At 28.6% G+C, this 17,101-nt stretch carries 18 protein-coding genes and 1 riboswitch; of the genes, 3 read left to right on the top strand and 15 right to left on the bottom strand.

From position 1 onward, the window contains the following. The 8 genes from IC175_RS17155 to cobT all read right to left on the bottom strand — a co-directional run bounded on the left by IC175_RS17155 (position 1) and on the right by cobT (position 8,397). Positions 1–1,071 carry an aminotransferase class I/II-fold pyridoxal phosphate-dependent enzyme gene (locus IC175_RS17155; protein WP_227851755.1) on the bottom strand — a complete coding sequence of 357 codons (1,071 nt, stop codon included), beginning with the start codon at positions 1,069–1,071 and terminating at the stop codon, positions 1–3. A 32-nt stretch (positions 1,072–1,103) separates the two neighbouring features. Next, positions 1,104–2,066: an adenosylcobinamide-phosphate synthase CbiB gene (cbiB, locus tag IC175_RS17150; protein WP_227851754.1), complete on the bottom strand. Its 963-nt coding sequence runs from the start codon at positions 2,064–2,066 to the stop codon at positions 1,104–1,106. Further along, a complete protein-coding gene (locus tag IC175_RS17145; protein ID WP_227436165.1) occupies positions 2,067–3,443 on the bottom strand; it encodes a cobyrinate a,c-diamide synthase in 1,377 nt (458 codons plus the stop codon). A 39-nt stretch (positions 3,444–3,482) separates the two neighbouring features. Then, entirely contained in the window at positions 3,483–4,997 is a 1,515-nt protein-coding gene (locus IC175_RS17140; protein ID WP_227483586.1) for a cobyric acid synthase, read from the bottom strand. A gap of 119 nt (positions 4,998–5,116) precedes the next feature. After that, a riboswitch (cobalamin riboswitch) is annotated at positions 5,117–5,296 on the bottom strand. A 47-nt stretch (positions 5,297–5,343) separates the two neighbouring features. Next, entirely contained in the window at positions 5,344–5,958 is a 615-nt protein-coding gene (locus IC175_RS17135; protein WP_227436170.1) for a histidine phosphatase family protein, read from the bottom strand. Between the two features lie 20 nt (positions 5,959–5,978). Beyond that, a complete protein-coding gene (cobS, locus tag IC175_RS17130) occupies positions 5,979–6,752 on the bottom strand; it encodes an adenosylcobinamide-GDP ribazoletransferase (RefSeq protein ID WP_227436172.1) in 774 nt (257 codons plus the stop codon). Between the two features lie 9 nt (positions 6,753–6,761). Continuing rightward, positions 6,762–7,322 carry a bifunctional adenosylcobinamide kinase/adenosylcobinamide-phosphate guanylyltransferase gene (cobU, locus tag IC175_RS17125; protein ID WP_227436174.1) on the bottom strand — a complete coding sequence of 187 codons (561 nt, stop codon included), beginning with the start codon at positions 7,320–7,322 and terminating at the stop codon, positions 6,762–6,764. Positions 7,323–7,350: 28 nt separating this feature from the next. Continuing rightward, positions 7,351–8,397: a nicotinate-nucleotide--dimethylbenzimidazole phosphoribosyltransferase gene (cobT, locus tag IC175_RS17120; RefSeq protein ID WP_227436176.1), complete on the bottom strand. Its 1,047-nt coding sequence runs from the start codon at positions 8,395–8,397 to the stop codon at positions 7,351–7,353. 213 nt (positions 8,398–8,610) lie between these two features. Between cobT and IC175_RS17115 the strand changes: the two genes are divergently transcribed. After that, positions 8,611–8,802: a hypothetical protein gene (locus tag IC175_RS17115; protein ID WP_227436177.1), complete on the top strand. Its 192-nt coding sequence runs from the start codon at positions 8,611–8,613 to the stop codon at positions 8,800–8,802. 393 nt (positions 8,803–9,195) lie between these two features. Then, the gene (locus tag IC175_RS17110) at positions 9,196–10,068 is read left to right on the top strand and encodes an aldose 1-epimerase family protein (protein ID WP_227825288.1); all 873 of its coding nucleotides are present in this window, start codon (positions 9,196–9,198) and stop codon (positions 10,066–10,068) included. A gap of 237 nt (positions 10,069–10,305) precedes the next feature. Here the strand turns inward: IC175_RS17110 and IC175_RS17105 are convergent, their stop codons facing one another. After that, complete coding sequence (locus tag IC175_RS17105; protein ID WP_227436200.1) at positions 10,306–11,463, bottom strand: S41 family peptidase; 1,158 nt, start codon at positions 11,461–11,463, stop codon at positions 10,306–10,308. A gap of 154 nt (positions 11,464–11,617) precedes the next feature. Here IC175_RS17105 and IC175_RS17100 point away from each other — a divergent pair, with 154 nt between their 5' ends. Then, complete coding sequence (locus IC175_RS17100) at positions 11,618–12,187, top strand: 5-formyltetrahydrofolate cyclo-ligase (protein ID WP_227845470.1); 570 nt, start codon at positions 11,618–11,620, stop codon at positions 12,185–12,187. Positions 12,188–12,366: 179 nt separating this feature from the next. Here IC175_RS17100 and IC175_RS17095 read toward each other — a convergent pair whose 3' ends face one another. The 6 genes from IC175_RS17095 to IC175_RS17070 all read right to left on the bottom strand — a co-directional run bounded on the left by IC175_RS17095 (position 12,367) and on the right by IC175_RS17070 (position 17,098). Further along, positions 12,367–12,783, bottom strand: coding sequence for a hypothetical protein (locus IC175_RS17095; protein ID WP_255613098.1), 417 nt, complete (start codon positions 12,781–12,783; stop codon positions 12,367–12,369). Between the two features lie 214 nt (positions 12,784–12,997). Further along, positions 12,998–14,092: a hypothetical protein gene (locus tag IC175_RS17090; protein WP_227436206.1), complete on the bottom strand. Its 1,095-nt coding sequence runs from the start codon at positions 14,090–14,092 to the stop codon at positions 12,998–13,000. A gap of 433 nt (positions 14,093–14,525) precedes the next feature. Then, positions 14,526–15,467, bottom strand: coding sequence for a transketolase family protein (locus IC175_RS17085; RefSeq protein WP_227483591.1), 942 nt, complete (start codon positions 15,465–15,467; stop codon positions 14,526–14,528). Further along, entirely contained in the window at positions 15,460–16,287 is an 828-nt protein-coding gene (locus IC175_RS17080; protein WP_227436212.1) for a transketolase, read from the bottom strand. The genes IC175_RS17085 and IC175_RS17080 overlap by 8 nt, the downstream gene beginning before the upstream one ends. 171 nt (positions 16,288–16,458) lie before the next feature. After that, entirely contained in the window at positions 16,459–16,842 is a 384-nt protein-coding gene (locus tag IC175_RS17075) for a type II toxin-antitoxin system PemK/MazF family toxin (protein ID WP_003421356.1), read from the bottom strand. Next, positions 16,811–17,098, bottom strand: a complete 288-nt coding sequence (locus tag IC175_RS17070) for an antitoxin (protein ID WP_227436214.1) — start codon at positions 17,096–17,098, stop codon at positions 16,811–16,813. Before IC175_RS17070 ends, IC175_RS17075 begins: the two co-directional genes overlap by 32 nt. Between the last annotated feature and the right edge of the window lie 3 nt (positions 17,099–17,101).

Below are 17,101 nucleotides of genomic sequence, written 5' to 3'. Positions count from 1 at the left end.
TTAATCACCTAATAAATTTTTTATATTTTCTATAAGAATTTTATTATCTTCATGAGATTTTATAGCTATCCTTATAAAACTGTCGTCCAATCCTATAAAGTTAGACGCATCTCTAACCAATATATTTCCGTGCTTAAACAAATCTTTTTTTAACTCATCAGCTGTCTTTTTATAAACTTTTATTAGGATAAAATTAGCATCTGTATCATAAACTTTTATATTTCTTATGTTTTTTAACTCTTGTAACATGTATTTTCTTTCTTTTATGTAGTACTCTTTACTATTTCTAATATAATCTTTATCTTCAAAAACAAAATTGGATAGCATATCAGCAAAAGAATTTATAGTCCATGGTTCTTTATACTCATAAATTTTATCCATAATGTTGCTATTACTTGTAAGGCCATACCCTAATCTTAAACCAGGCATTCCAAAAAATTTAGTCACAGCTTTAATTATAAATATATTTTTATTTGACTCTATATATTTAACTAAACTATATTCATTTTCATTTTCAACAAATTCCATAAAAGTTTCATCAATTATTAGCATCTTATTGTTTTCATTTAATAAACAAACAAGTTCCTTTAAATCTTGAACATTCCCACTAGGATTATTTGGATTACATATAAATAAACAATCAAATTTTTCAATGTTATTTTTTACTATATCTATATCAAGTTTAAAATTATTATTTGAATCTAATTCTAAATCTATAATATCTATATTATTTAGTTTGGCACTTCTTCTATACTCTGAAAAAGTGGGGTTTATTATAGCCAATCTTTTTTTAATACTCTTCATAAGCAAATAAATTATCTCTGTTGCTCCATTTCCAGGTATTATAAAGTTTGAATTTATATTTATATATTTTGATATATTTTTTCTCAAGTTTGTATAATTTATATCTGGATAATTCCTACATTCATCTAACCCTCTTAAAATATATTTTTCTAAATTTGGTAAAACTTTTGGATTTATATTTGAACTAAAGTCTATTATTTCTTTTGGGTCTTTCCCATACAATTTTGCCATTTCGTCTACATTAGCACCATGCCCTAAATCCTTCATCTACATCCCCCTTAAATCAATACACAATTAATTTATATAATTAAAATCATCCTACATACCACAGATACCAGCGTAAATACTAATATAGAGGTCAATGAAGAAGCATACATAATTTTATTTGTTTTAATTATATCTTCTATATCTATCTCTCTAGTTTTATCTCCTATCGTTGGCTTATCTACTTTTTTTCCAAAATAAACATTGGTTCCTCCTAGTTGAATTCCTAAGGCTCCTGATACTGCACCTTCTGAAAAAGCACAATTTGGACTTTTATGATTTTTTCTATCTCTAATAGAAATTTTAAAACAATTCTTATAGTTATAACCAAGAAAAAAACTCCCTACTGTCATAAGAATAACAGCTATTCTTGCTGGTATATAATTAGCTATATCATCAATTTTAGCAGAAGCAAAACCAATATCTTTGTATTTTTCATTCTTATATCCGACAGTTGAATCAAGAGTGTTTATGGCTTTATACGCCATAGCAAGTGGTGCTCCCCCAATAAATGCATAAAGCATAGGTGCAATTATACCATCTACAGTATTTTCTGCCACAGTTTCCACAGTTGCTCTTATTATTTCAGGTTCACTTAAATTAGTTGTATCTCTACCCACTATATAAGATAATTGAATTCTAGATTTCTCTATGTCTCCAGTCTTTAATACATCATAAATTTTTACAGCTTCATCTTTTAAACACTTTGTTGCTAATGTCGTATAAATTATAAACCCATTTACTACAGTGCTTAATAATACATTAAAACTACATAGCTTCACTATAACATAAGTTGCTAAGTAAGTTATTCCAACAGTTACAAACCATAATATAAAGCCACCAATTTTTAACTGTTTTTCATTTTTAGAGGCCTTCCTTATTATCCCTTGGATAAGATTTATAAGTTTTCCAATAAACCTTACTGGATGAGGGAAAGAATATGGGTCTCCTACAATTAAATCTGTTATATACCCTATATAAATAGATAAAATATTCATTTACTCATTTCCCTTTTCCAAAAAATTTTCTATGCAATTTAAGTTATTATAAAAATGTGTATGAAGGTATGTTGCCAGTGTATTTCCTTTGCTATAACCTCCATCCCATTCTTCTATTAAATTTCCTTCTCTTTCTTTTTTCATTGAATATGCACATTTCTCATCACTTTCAAATATTGAATGATGAAACTCATGCCCTTTAATAATTTCACCTGTTTTAGATAAAATTGTATTTTCTTTAGCTATACCAAGGCAATATCCAAACCTCTTTAAAGAAGGTGTCATCTTACTAGTTCCATTAAATATGCCAACCATATTAAATTCTTGTTCCTCTTGATTAAGTAACTTCTCACCTAAGTACATTAATCCACCACATTCTGCATAAATAGGAATATTATTATTATGTGCTTCTAGTATAGAGGCTCTCATTGATTCATTTGCTTCTAGTTCTTTCCCAAATATCTCTGGAAAACCGCCTCCAATATAAATATAGTCTGAATTTGGCACTGATGTATCTTCAAGAGGACTAAAATAGTTTACTTCTAATCCAAGCTCTTCTAAAAGTTCTATGTTTTCCCTATAATAAAAATTGAAGGCTTTATCATATGCTATGGCTATTGATTTATCCTTAACATGCTCTTTTATCTTATTATTTTCTATTAGATTTTGAAAATCAAAACTACTCTCAAATTCATCACTTTCTGAGATTTCGATTATTCTATCAATATTTATGTAGTTTTCAATCTCATCAGCTAAAGTATAAAACTTTTCTCTTAAAGATTTCATCTCAACACTAGGAACTAGACCTAGATGTCTGGATTCTAATGAAAATTTATTATTTGGAGGAAAGTATCCCAACACTTCGATATTACAATATTTCTCTATAGAACTCTTAATTATTTGATAATGGCTCTTAGTTTTTACATTATTTACTATAACACCTTTTATATCCACAGCTTTATCTAGTTCCTTATATCCTAGTACCATAGCAGCACTAGATGCAGCCATAGATTTTCCATTTATAACTAGTATAACTGGGGCTTTTAATACCTTAGAAGTATGTGAACTTGTGCAATTATCTAAATCTATCCCAAAACCATCATATAATCCCATAACTCCTTCTACTACTGAAATATCTGCATCCTTTGAAGATTTATTTACTATATGCTTTATCTTTTCATCATCTAACATATAAGAATCCAAATTCCTAGAATGTCTTCCAGTTATAAATGTGTGATATGAAGGGTCTATATAGTCTGGCCCTACTTTATACGGCTGTACTTTCATATTTCTCTTAACTAAAGCCTGCATTATGCCTAATGATATTGTAGTCTTCCCAACTCCACTGCTAGTACCTGCAATCAGAATCTTTTTCATAATACACCTCCTACCTAAAGTATAAATATAAAGTCATTCTTATTTCATAATTTCATATATCTGCTCTATATCTAAATGTTCTCTCAAGAAATCTGCCAATTTATCATACTCTTTATCTTTAAACTCATCAAAAGAACTTACAGTACTTTCTAATTCTTTTAATCCCTTTTTCTTTCTTATATTATTTAAAATTGCTCTTGTAAAATCTATTTCATCAAATATTCCATGAAGATAAGTACCAATTACATTACCTTCTTTATTTACACTTCCTTCAGTATAATTGACTTCTTTATCTAGTTTTTTTGTTATTAAGTCTAAGCTACTTACTTTATTACTGCGATTTGTAATTCCCATATGTATTTCATAGCCTTTTACTTTCTTACCTTTAAGGTTGTTCATATATTCGCCAGTACATTCAATAATGGTGGCTTCTACTTGAGTTGTAGTCTTTTCCTCTTCAAATATTGTTTCTGTATCTAAAAGACCAATGCCATCTACTTCTTCAATTTCACTTTCAACATGATAAGGGTCTTTTAATTTTTTACCTAGCATTTGATACCCACCACATATTCCAAATATCAATTTACCCTGACTATGTAAATTTTTAATTTGTGACTCAAGACCACTTTCTCTTATGTACTTTAAATCATCTATAGTACTTTTAGTTCCAGGTATTATCAATATATCTGGATTTCCTATAGCTTCTCCATAGTCTACATATCTAAGGCTTACATCTTCTTGTGTTTCAAATATATTAAAATCTGTAAAATTTGACATATGTGGAGTTCTAATTATTTCTATATGTATATCATTTTTATCCATTTTTTTCTTAAATCTAGTTGTTACACTATCTTCATCTTCTATTTTTATATCCATATAAGGAACCACACCTAAAACTGGTACTTTTATAATATCTTCAAGCATCTTTAAACCATCTTGTAGGAGTTCCTTTTTCCCTCTAAATTTATTGATTATTACTCCTTTGACTCTTTTTCTCTCATCATCATCTAATAAAAGCATTGTACCTGCTAATGATGCAAATACTCCTCCTCTATCAATATCCCCAACTATTATTACTGGTGCATCTGCTATTTTTGCCATACCCATATTAGATATATCTCTATCTTTTAAATTTATCTCTGCAGTACTCCCTGCACCTTCCATAACCACAATGTCATACATTGAACTTAAATTATTAAAGGTTTCCTTTAATACATCTACCAATTCTAGCTTATAATCATGATATTCAGATGAATGCATTTCTCCTACAACTTTTCCCCTTACAATCACTTGACTTTTATGATTTCCAGAAGGTTTTAATAAGACTGGATTCATATCTACTATTGGCTCTATTTTTGACGCTTCTGCTTGAAATACTTGTGCTCTCCCCATTTCCAATCCTTCTTTAGTTATAAAAGAATTTAAAGCCATATTTTGTGACTTAAAAGGAGCAACAGTATGACCATCTTGTTTAAATATTCTACACAATCCTGCTGATAAAATGCTCTTACCTACATTTGATGCAGTTCCCTGTAACATTACTTTTTTACCCACTTTCTCCCCCTCCTTAAAGTTAAATTTTACCTACAAATAAAATAAAAAAAGTCCTAATGCTTCTAAAGCTAGGACTTTTATATATATATCAATTAAAAATCTTTCACCCCGAAGACCTCATGTTTTAAATTAAATTAGGCAGGTATCCTGGCTTAACTTCATCCTACTCCTATAACCTTCCCATCAAATTGACAGTGGTATTTATAGTTTCGTTGGTTTCACAGTAGCGGGGGCTGCAAAGGCATCTAACCTTTTTCCCTTTTTACATCTAATTGAGAACCTAATTTTAATCTAATATTCTATTTTTGTTAGTAAGTTTATAAGCACATATCGTTTAATGTTTAATTTATATAAAATCAGTAAAATTCATTTTATTTATTACAGTAAATCCATTATCAACTTCCAAAATTGTAATAGATGCATTATCAATTTTAAAGTTCCAATGATATTTATAACTACCAGAAATCAAATGTGTTATTATGTTTCTTATTGTACCTGCATGAGAACATATAAGTATTGCTTTTCTATTTAAATAGTCATCATTTTCTAAAATTATATTGTCAATCTCTTTTGCTACTCTTTCATATGAATCTATCAAACTTTCTCCATTTGGGTATCTATAATTGCTACCTTCTTCTATCATTTTTTCAAATTCTTTTGGATGCTTAACTTTTATTTCTTCAAAAGTTATTCCTTCAAAGTCTCCAAAGCTAATTTCTCTTAGATTTTCTCTTTCTTCTATTTCTATTGATTTCAGCTTTGATATTTTCTCTACTGTATCTTTAGTACGTGAAGATGGAGTTGTATAAATCTTATCTATACTTTCACTACTCATATATTTTGTAATTTTATTTATTTGCAATTTACCTTCTTCACTTATATAACTATTTATATGACCTGATAATCTTCCTTTTTCATTATCAATTGTCAATGCATGTCTTATTAATATTAATCTTATCACATTATCACCACTTTTTAGTTTTAAATAAACATAAAAATTAACAAATATATATAAATCAAATATACAAGTTCTGAAAGTTCTATTCCACAACCTAATATATCTCCTGTTACTCCATCAATTTTTTTATAAATATGATTTTTAAACAATGTTATAAATATAAAAACTGCTATAGCTGAGCATAATACTTTAATCAATACTATATTAGGCACTAAAAATATTAATTTAGCAATAATACTAACTATCAATAATGTATATATTATAGCTGTTATTAACATACTTGTAGTCAATTTTCCTATAAATAAATTCCCCATTCCTTTTGCTCTTGGTGTTACCGTTTTATATGTCAATAACATTACTCCTAACCTTGCAATCATTGGCATGAATATTATAACCCATAGTGAATTATTGCTTATAATACTATATACAAATCCAATCTTTAATAAAAGTACAAACATAATTGCTAAAAGCGAATTTGTACCTAATCGAGAGTCTTTCATTATTTCAAGCATTTTCTCTTTGTCTCTATAACTGTATATTGCATCAAATGTATCCCCTAATCCATCTATATGAAGCCCCCCAGTAATCAAAACACCAGCAAGTGTTATTATAATCGCACATATAAATGGCTGAAACAAAAGTATAGAAACCCATCCTATTAAATAAGTTAATATACCAATAACAAGACCTACAAGTGGGAAATATACTATGGATTTGTAAAATTCATCATCAAATCCTACATCTAATTTTATAGGTATCCTTGTCAAAAACTGTAGTATCAAAATAAATCTTTTCATAGTCACATACTACTCCTTTATTTTCATAGGTATTCCACTAACTACAAAATAAACTTCATTGCTTTTTGATGCTATATATTGATTTATACGACCTACAATATCAGTATATATTCTACTAAGTTTATTTCCAGGAACAATTCCCATACCTAATTCATTTGTCACAAATACAAAATATAGATTTGTTTTTTCTATTTCTTTAATCAGTTTACTAATTTGCTCTTTTATGTACTCTTCCAATTTATTTATTTCTTCTTGAGTAGATTCTTCTATGTTTAAATTATGTGAAAACATTAAATTATTTACTAATAGTGTGACACAGTCTAGTATAACAGTCTCATGTTCTCCACATATATTTTTAATTATAGAATATATATCTTCATATATTTCATATGTCTTCCAACTTTTAGGTCTACTCTCTTGATGCTTTCTTACTCTATCTTTCATCTCATCATCAAATGGAATAGATGTCGCTATGTAGGCTGTATTATTATTCCTATCTAAACACAATTTTTCTGCAAAATTACTCTTTCCTGACCTAGCTCCTCCTGTTACCAGAATAATTTGACTCATCAAAACACTCCTAAATATATTAAATTTTTTATCGACCCATATCTATCTCATCAAAAGTCGCCATATTTTTGTAAGTATAATTTGAAGCTTCCACTATATTGAATGCCAAAGCAGCTCCACTTCCTTCACCTAATCTCATATCCATATTTAGTATAGGGTCTAATTTCAATATATCTAATGCTCTTTTAGTTCCTGATTCTGCTGATAAATGTGATGCTATCATATATTCTCTAGTTTTTGGATTTATTTTATAAGCAATTAAAGCAGCAGCATAAGAAATAAACCCATCTATAACAACTGGGATTCTATTAGCACTACATCCTAATATAACACCTGCCATTGAACCTATTTCAAATCCACCTACTTTAGATAAAATATCTACACCATCAGTTGGATTTGGATTGTTAATTTCAATAGCTTTTCTAATTACATCAGCTTTATGTTTTAATCTTTCTTTTTTAAGACCTGCACCTATTCCTGTCACTTCTGATGGGTCACATCCTGAGATTACAGATATTATTGCAGTACTTGGAGTAGTATTTGCTATTCCCATCTCTCCAATACCAATTACTTTATAATCTCTTTCTATACATTGCTCTGCTATTTCAATTCCTATTTCTAAGCATCTTATAGCCTCTTGTTTACTCATGGCTGGTCCCTTTGCCATATTTGAAGTACCTTTTCTTATCTTATAATCTAATACTCCATCTAATTTTTCATCACAATTTATTCCTACATCTACAGCTACAACATCTGCTCCTACAAATTTACTTATTACCCCAACTCCACATAGCCCTTTTGAGAAATTTGGAAATTGTAACTTTGTTATGTCTTGAGGGTCAGGTGCAACTCCTTCTTCATATACTCCATGGTCTCCAGCAAAAGCAATTATAACTTTTTTAGTTGTATCAAAATTTTCATTACCAAATATCCCTGCTAATTGCATGCAAATATCTTCTATCTTTCCTAAACTTCCAGTTGGATGTATAAGCCTGTCCAACCTCTGTTTTGCTTTTTCAATAGAAGACTTATCTAGAGAATATATATTCCTTGATATACTTTCTAATAAACTCATTTTCTATCCTCCCAATATTATTTTTTAATTATCTTTTTAGATAAAAGATACTCTTATTTTCTAAAAATTTCAACTTTTTCTTTTTATTTTTACATACATATAGAGATTATTCTACATTTTATCTTAATTTCCTTTATTTTACATTTCTAATTTGCATACAATCACATACTTTTTGTAAAAATATAATTAAAAGAACTTTAAGGAGTTGATATTGTGGATGATTTTTCTAAATTAAAAAATTTATATGAAGATGGATATAGATGTATTTATCATAATTGTGTTGATAATAATTATACTATCTATCTTAAGAATTTTTATACGGAAGGTACAGAAACTGTAGAGTTAAGTAGTGAATCAGATTTTTCACAATTTAAAGATTATATAGATGGACTTAGAATGTCTTAATTCTTTGGGAACCCATTAAAATAGGGAGTTTAACAACTCCCTATTTTGAAGTCACAATTTTTTTAATAAGCTTTAAAAGTTCGTCTCGGTTTACTTCTCTTTGTTTTTTTCTGTCTTTATACTCTTGAAAGTTAACAACTTTTGTATTTGGTTTTTCCATAAACTCACTTCCCATTTAACATTATTAACTTATCTTAATATATTTAATTCTATACAATTTATCTATTTCCTTCTATTTATAATACAAAATTTCTTAAATAATCCCAAATTTTCAAAACAAAATTTTCAAAATATACTAAAATCTACCTTTCAAATATAATATCAAATACAATTTAAAACTCATTATACTTTATAGTATAATATACTAACAAAGTATAATAAAGGAGATTTTAAATGAATATATTACAAAATGAAAACTTAATTATTGAATCAAGTAGCTCTGGTGCTGAGCTTACTAGGATATTTTCTAAAAAACATAACAGAAATATTCTTTGGGATGGTAATAAAAAGCATTGGAGTAGACAATCACCTATATTATTCCCTATAGTTGGTAAACTGCTTGATAATGAAACCATAATAGAAGAAAATTTATACAATATGACTCAACATGGATTTGCTAGAGATATGGATTTTGAAATTACAAATAAAAGTGATACATTCATATCTTATAGTTTAAAATCCAACGAATCTACTCTAAAAAAATATCCCTACTCTTTTGAACTGCTTATAAATTATACATTAAATGACAATAGCATAAATATAGAATGGATTGTAAAAAATACTGACTCTAAAGATATATTCTTTTCTATAGGTGGACATCCTGCATTTAATCTTCCTTTTTATGAACAAGATGACTTTTCTAAATACTATCTTGAGTTTAAAGGAAGAAATAATGTAGAAAAAATTAATTTAAATGGGTCCTTTACTGATGATACAAAATTTATTGGAGATTTAAAAAAGTTACAATTAAATCCAGAATTATTTAAAAATGATGCTTTAATATACACTAACATAGACAAAGTATCTATATATAATGATAAAGATAGTAAATGCCTAACTATATCTATGAAGAATTTTCCTCTAGTTGGCATTTGGACTCCTTATTATAGCGAAACTAATTCTACTGCTCCATTTTTATGTATAGAACCATGGTATGGTCTCGCTGATAGTATACATTCTAATAAAATTTATAAAGATAAGAAATTTATAAACAAATTAGGTAAAGGAAAAATTTTTACAACTTCTTATAGTATAGACATACATTAGATAAAAAATTTAATTTACATGTATGTGTTTTTACAAAATATTAATGTAATTCAAAATAGAAAATACCTTAAATATTCTTATAATCAGTATAAAACAAATAAGTTTCTATATTACTGAAATGAGAGTAGGTATAGTATTAGAAAATAGTGTTATTAATATTAATATTTCTTAAATCAAAAAAATATTACTGGAATGCTAAATTTCCAGTAATATTTTTATATCTACAAACTTTAAATTCTATTTATTAACCTGCTCTCTAAGCCATTCAGTTGCTACATCCAGTTGCTTTTTCTCATCTTTTTCTTCAATGGTAGGTTTTATCCCTTTTTCATTGATATAATCTCCATTAGGTGTAAAGTATTGAGCAGTAGTTAGCTTGTATCCTGTTCCATCTTTCAATCTTACAACTGACTGTACCAGCCCTTTACCATAAGTCGTAGTACCTACAGAAATACCTTCTTTATTATCAACAATTGCAGCTGTTAATATCTCAGCAGCAGAGGCGCTTTCTCCATTAGTTAAAACTACTATTGGAAGTCCCAATTTTTCTTTATCAGATTTTAAGTATTCTGTATTACCTTTATTGTCTTTAGTATATACTATAGTTCCTTCACCAATTAATTCATCAGCAACTTCTTTACATATATCCAACATTCCTCCAGGATTGTTTCTAAGGTCTATTACTAATCCCTTAATATTCTTTTCTTTCAACCCTTTTAAAGCTTTGTCAAAATCAGTATATGTACTTGATATAAACTGGGTAATTTCTATATATCCTAAATCATTATCAATTACTTTACTTTCTATACTTTTCTCAACTATCTGTTCTGTTTTCAGCTCAAAGCTTAGTTGTTTATCTTCTCTCAATACTACTAACTTTACTTTTTTGCCTTTTTTACCTTTCATCATACTTACAGCTTCATCCGAATTTTTATATGATACAGATTTTCCATTGACTTTTATTAATTTATCTCCTGCTTTTACTCCTGCTTTTTCTGCTGGAGAATCTTTCATAGGAACTACTACAAGACCTCCATCTTTTGATGCTCCTATATACATCCCTACACCAACATAAGAGCCCTCACTATCTTCTATTAGCTTTTTCATTTCATCTTTAGTGTAATAACCAGAATATTTATCATTTGTTCCTAGGAATAACCCCTTTGATGCTCCATCCACTAAATCTTTATCAGAGACTTTTTTATAAAAATCTTGTTTTATAATAGATTCTAATCCTAACAACTTATCATATTTTTTATAGCCTTCATAGAGTTCTTTTGATATTACAACTTTGTTCCCTAATGTAAGCTGAAATGCCGATGTGGCCATAGCTGTTATAATTACTAAAATCACCCCTAAAAAAATAGCTTTCTTTTTTGAAATCACAAGATACATCTCCTTTTACATAAACTATTATATATTATATGACTAGCTGTTATTTTTATTACATTTACCCAAATATATTGCCTTATTACAATAAACTATACTAAAATTTATATTAGAATATAAATTCTGTTCACATTATAACATATTAAGGGAGGAATATTTTATGAAAAAAGAATTTAGGAAAAAAGTTATTGAGCATAGAAAAAATAAAGGTGCTGATTTTATACTAAATAATTCAAATTTGATAACAGAAAAATTACTTCAAATGGAGGATATAAGAAACGCAACTAACATAATGCTTTATCTAGATTTTAATAACGAAGTTAACACAGGTAATTTAATCAAAAAACTTTTATCTCTAAAGAAAATAGTCTCAAGTCCTATTACAATAAAAGAAAATCATACATTAATTCCTACTCAAATAACAGATTTAGATAATGGACTAAAAATTGGTGCATATGGAATAAAAGAACCTAACGAAAAATCGCCTAAAATTGATATTAAAGCTTTAGATGTTGTAATTGTTCCAGCTGTTGCATATGACATACATTGCTATAGATTGGGATATGGCGGAGGATTTTATGATAGATTTTTAGAGAACTTAAGAAAAGACGCAATAACTATAGGAATAGCATTTGACTTTCAGGTATTCGATTCTATTCCAAAAGAAACTCATGATGCTCAATTAAACTATATAGTTACTGAGACTAGAATTCTTACACCAAATAATTAACACTCTCAATACTATTAATATAACACTCTGTTTAATATTTAATTTTTATCTCATTCAATGAATATTTTAAGTCATGGCTTTTACATCAATAAAGCCTCGAAATGATTTATTTACATTAATAAAAACCATGACTTTATTTTACTATACAAATAAATAGTTATCTAATTACAAATATATTTTTATTTAGTAGAATTTAATTCTATTCTATCTGGAAGTTCACTCATATTTGTTTCAACCACTATGTATGGAAGAGAATCCTCCTTATCCTTATACTTTATCTTAACTCTCAAAACTTCTTTTCCTTCTTCACTTACACTTTCTATGTTATCCATCTCAATACCATATTTATTATTTCCCCTAGTTACTATGATGTATATTTTATTATCAATTTTAGCTGCTAATGCCCTTTCTTCATTCGTGTATTTGTCCATAACGTCAAGTATCTTTTCTGGTATTGAATTCCTTTGCAATACTGTATAATCTATTGGTTTAGTTTTTTCTATAAACATACTTGGTATGAATATAAATCCTCCTATTACAAATATAAGAGCTATAACTCCATAAATTATACCTTTAATATTAAACTTTACATTCAATTTTATCACTCCTCCCATCTATTTAAATATATGATTTATAATTTTGTCTTAGACTTTAAATCATCAATAATAAAATGTTTATTAACAATTGTCTTCAAGTATAAAACAATTAAAAAAGGGATTTTATGACAAATAAATTATAAAATAAAAAAGAGTTATATAAAAACAATTAAATTGTTTTTATATAACTCTTTATTTTACAATTCCAAATTACTTATTTACCATTAACTCCTTCTTGATAGCCAGATGTTTTTGTAATCTGTCTATAAAGAACACAAACCAGTATTATGACGCCCATATATCCGGTATATGGATATAAGATACCAACCAGCTTATCAAATGGTAAGAATCCACCTATAAGACCTAATATAGCTGTTATTAATGTTATTAATTTGAATTTAGGATGATTATCATCTACAAATCTATTAGTTACTGACCATAATAAAGGTACAGCTGTTGTATATATTCCTAATATAAGAACTACTGAGAATAAAACTCCAACTATTGGTGAAATCTTATCAGCTAAGAATAATGAAGGTATTGCTTTTGAATATAAGTTCCCTATATCAGAAAGCATTGCTAAGTTCATCATTATAGCTGCTGCCATAAGTGCTACACCACCTAGTATACCACCACAAACAGCTTCTTTTTTATTAGCAGCACTTGCTCCTAATCCTGTTAAGAACGCCATGACAACGATTGTATTATAAGTAGTATATATTACACCAGATAGGTATGCGTTTGGAACTGGCTTAGTTACCTCTACAGTACTAAGAATCTCTCCTGCTTGAGATAAGTTACCTATATTACTGCTCAAACTTATAGCTCCAACTAAAAGTGTAAAGATTATTATTATAGGTCCTATTCCACCTAGTATCTTTGATAATTTATCAAGACCTAATGAAACAGTTAATAATGCTACTACTGCCATACCTATTCTACCTACAAATGGATTTAATCCATAGTATTCAGTTAAAGTTGCTCCTGCTCCTGAAATCATTACTACGAAAACACCAAATAAGAATAAAGGTCCAAACCACTCAAAGAATATTCCTAAATACTTACCACAATAAACACGATAAATTTTGATAGGTTCCTTAAGTTGAAGTTCTTTACCTTTTGACATTACTGAAGCACCCATCCATGAGAATAATACCATTGAAATTATCCCACCAATAATACCTGCAAACCCATAAAAAGTGAAGAATTGCATTATTTCTTGTCCTGTTGCAAATCCAGAACCGATTACTGTTGCTACATAAGCTCCTGCGAAACTGATGACCGTTTTAACATTTACTTTTTCTGACATATCTCAGTTACCTCCCCACGTGAAATTTTTTCATCTGCTTAATTACTTCGATAAACTACTTACAATTTCCTTTAACATAAAATCCATGATAACTGTTTTAAAACTTTTTGTATTTTGTATAATAACTTAAAACTTATAGCATATTTTTTATACAGTATACCTCCCTTCATACAATTCTTTAAATTCTTTTTATCTAAGTAGTTATTATATGTATAAAACTAATTTCCCTATAAACTATATATTAGTCATATTTTTCTGAATAGTCAATATATATTTGAATATTTTCTCTATTTTTGTAAAAATTTGAATATTTGGTTAGGTTTTTGATAAATTGATATAGTGTATAAAAAAGAGAGATACAAATTCATATAATGCTTTATATCTCTCTTTTACACATATTATATTGTTAACAAACATGCATAATTTATATTTCTTACATTCTTTTTGCAAGAATAGCTTCTTTTACAGCTTTTACTATGTCATCACAAGTTAATTCATATTTTTTTAACAATTCGTTTGGAGCACCAGATTCTCCAAAAGAATCCTTAATCCCAACTTTTTTTACAATAGTTGGATAAGATTCTCCAACTGTCTCACTTACAGCAGAACCTAATCCTCCAATTATACTATGTTCTTCTACAGTTACAATAGCATTAGTTTCTTTTGCTGATTTTAATATTAAATCCTTATCTATAGGTTTTATTGTTGACATATTTATGACTCTAGCACTAATACCTTCTTCTTGCAATTTTTCTTGTGCTAATATAGCATCATTCACCATAATCCCACAAGCTATAATCGTGACATCATTGCCATCTCTTAGTACTACACCTTTTCCTATTTCAAAGTGATAATCCTCATCAAATAAAACTGGAACTGAACTTCTTCCTAGTCTAACATAAACAGGTCCATTGTATTTAGCTATTTCAAAAATCATCTTCTCCGTCTCTACTCCATCAGCTGGAACAAGAACTGTCATATTTGGTATAGCTCTCATTATTGCAATATCCTCTACACTTTCATGAGATGCTCCATCTTCTCCAACAGTAAGTCCTGCATGAGTAGCACAAATTTTTACATTTAATTTTGGATAACAAACTGAATTTCTTATAATCTCAAATGCTCTTCCTGTAGCAAACATAGCAAAAGTACTAGCAAAAGGTATTTTTCCAGCAGTTGATAACCCACAAGCAGCACCTATTAGATTTTGTTCGGCTATACCCATATTAAAAAATCTATCTGGAAATGCTTCATAAAAATCATGTGTCTTTGTAGACTTTGATAAATCTGCATCTAATACTACAACATTGTCATTTATTTGTCCTAATTTTACCAAGGCTTTACCATATGCTTCTCTTGTTGCCATTTTATTCATTGTCAGCACCTCCTAATTCAAGTAAGGCTTGTTCTAGTTCTGCATCATTTGGAGCTGTCCCATGCCATCCTGCTTGATTTTCCATAAAAGATATTCCTTTACCTTTTATAGTCTTTGCAACTATCATTGTAGGCTTTTTAACTGTTGATTTAGCTATATCAAGAGCAGCAAATATTTGGTCAAAATCATGACCATCTATTTCAATTACATTCCATCCAAAAGCCTTAAATTTATCAACTATTGAACCTAAGTTCATTACACTTTCTATGTTTCCATCTATCTGAAGTCCATTATTGTCTAAAAAAGCAATTAAATTATCAAGTTTATAATGTGCTGCACTCATAGCAGCTTCCCAAACAATACCTTCTTGAACTTCTCCATCACCAAGTAAAGTGTACACATTCCATGGTGCATTATCTAATTTTGATGCCATAGCCATCCCACATGCAGCCGAGAAACCTTGACCTAAGGAACCTGTAGATATCTCCACACCAGGTGTTCCTTTCATATCTGGATGCCCTTGTAACATTCTTCCTATTTTCCTCAGCCCATTTAATTCTTCCTTATCAAAATAACCTTTTTCAGCCAATGTTGCATATAATGCTGGTGCAGCATGTCCTTTTGATAATACAAATCTATCTCTATCCTCCATTTTAGGATTTGAAGAATCCACATTCATTTCATCAAAGTATAACGCAGTAAGTATTTCAACTACTGATAATGACCCTCCTGGATGTCCAGATTTGGCTCTATGTATCATAGAAACTATATCTCTTCTTATGATACGCGCAATCTCATTTAATCCTTTATGGTCTCTCATGTAATTACCTCCCTTGAGTTTGTAATTTTTATATCAATTCCATATTATTATATCACTTTTATGCTATTTTTTTTCGTTATTTTTGATTTTATTAGCTTAGGCACTAAAATTAAACTCTATGAAATATTTTTAAAGAAAAAAGGGATTGTCTAACAAAAGACAAATCCCTCTTTAAAAAGTAAACAATCCTAAACTTATTTGAAGTCCATCATCTACTTTTATCATCATATTTTCATCTAGACAACCAATTTTTTCCCTCAGCCTCTTTTTATCAATAGTTCTGATTTGTTCTAAAAGAATCACTGAGTCTTTATTAAGCCCATATTCATTGGAACTTATCTCTACATGAGTAGGTAATTTGGCTTTATTAATCTGAGATGTTATAGCTGATACTATAACTGTAGGACTATATTTATTACCTACATCATTTTGTATTATCAGAACAGGCCTAACTCCTCCCTGTTCTGAACCAACAACTGGACTTAAATCAGCGTAATATAAATCACCACGCTTTATTTCACAATTAGTACTCACCTTGGGCAATCTTCCCTTCATTTTTATCATCAGAAGATACTTCGTCAACTGTCATACCTAGTTCAGCTAATGACAGATTAATTTGACCCATTTCTCTATAACCCGTTTTCATAGATTCTTTAATATGAATTCTCTTTTTCTGAGTTATATAGAACTGAAAAGCAGCTTTTGCAAAATCTTCTCTGTTACTGTTCTCCATCTGAACAATACTATCAACTTCAGAAATCAGAGAGTCTGGTAAAGTAACTTCTATTTTTTCTTTACTCTTATCGTACACAAA

Source organism: Clostridioides sp. ES-S-0123-01 (assembly GCF_020658415.1).
Classification (GTDB): Bacteria; Bacillota; Clostridia; order Peptostreptococcales; family Peptostreptococcaceae; genus Clostridioides.
This window is presented reverse-complemented; position numbering and strand designations above follow the sequence as displayed.

Excerpts from the sequence above, each read along its gene's own strand:
- IC175_RS17155 (WP_227851755.1), bottom strand. The coding sequence starts at position 1,071 with ATGAAGGATTTAGGGCATGGTGCTAATGTAGACGAAATGGCAAAATTG.
- cbiB (WP_227851754.1), bottom strand. The coding sequence starts at position 2,066 with ATGAATATTTTATCTATTTATATAGGGTATATAACAGATTTAATTGTA.
- IC175_RS17145 (WP_227436165.1), bottom strand. The coding sequence starts at position 3,443 with ATGAAAAAGATTCTGATTGCAGGTACTAGCAGTGGAGTTGGGAAGACT.
- cobS (WP_227436172.1), bottom strand. The coding sequence starts at position 6,752 with ATGAAAAGATTTATTTTGATACTACAGTTTTTGACAAGGATACCTATA.
- cobU (WP_227436174.1), bottom strand. The coding sequence starts at position 7,322 with ATGAGTCAAATTATTCTGGTAACAGGAGGAGCTAGGTCAGGAAAGAGT.
- cobT (WP_227436176.1), bottom strand. The coding sequence starts at position 8,397 with ATGAGTTTATTAGAAAGTATATCAAGGAATATATATTCTCTAGATAAG.
- IC175_RS17110 (WP_227825288.1), top strand. The coding sequence starts at position 9,196 with ATGAATATATTACAAAATGAAAACTTAATTATTGAATCAAGTAGCTCT.
- IC175_RS17105 (WP_227436200.1), bottom strand. The coding sequence starts at position 11,463 with ATGTATCTTGTGATTTCAAAAAAGAAAGCTATTTTTTTAGGGGTGATT.
- IC175_RS17100 (WP_227845470.1), top strand. The coding sequence starts at position 11,618 with ATGAAAAAAGAATTTAGGAAAAAAGTTATTGAGCATAGAAAAAATAAA.
- IC175_RS17090 (WP_227436206.1), bottom strand. The coding sequence starts at position 14,092 with ATGTCAGAAAAAGTAAATGTTAAAACGGTCATCAGTTTCGCAGGAGCT.
- IC175_RS17085 (WP_227483591.1), bottom strand. The coding sequence starts at position 15,467 with ATGAATAAAATGGCAACAAGAGAAGCATATGGTAAAGCCTTGGTAAAA.
- IC175_RS17080 (WP_227436212.1), bottom strand. The coding sequence starts at position 16,287 with ATGAGAGACCATAAAGGATTAAATGAGATTGCGCGTATCATAAGAAGA.
- IC175_RS17075 (WP_003421356.1), bottom strand. The coding sequence starts at position 16,842 with ATGAAGGGAAGATTGCCCAAGGTGAGTACTAATTGTGAAATAAAGCGT.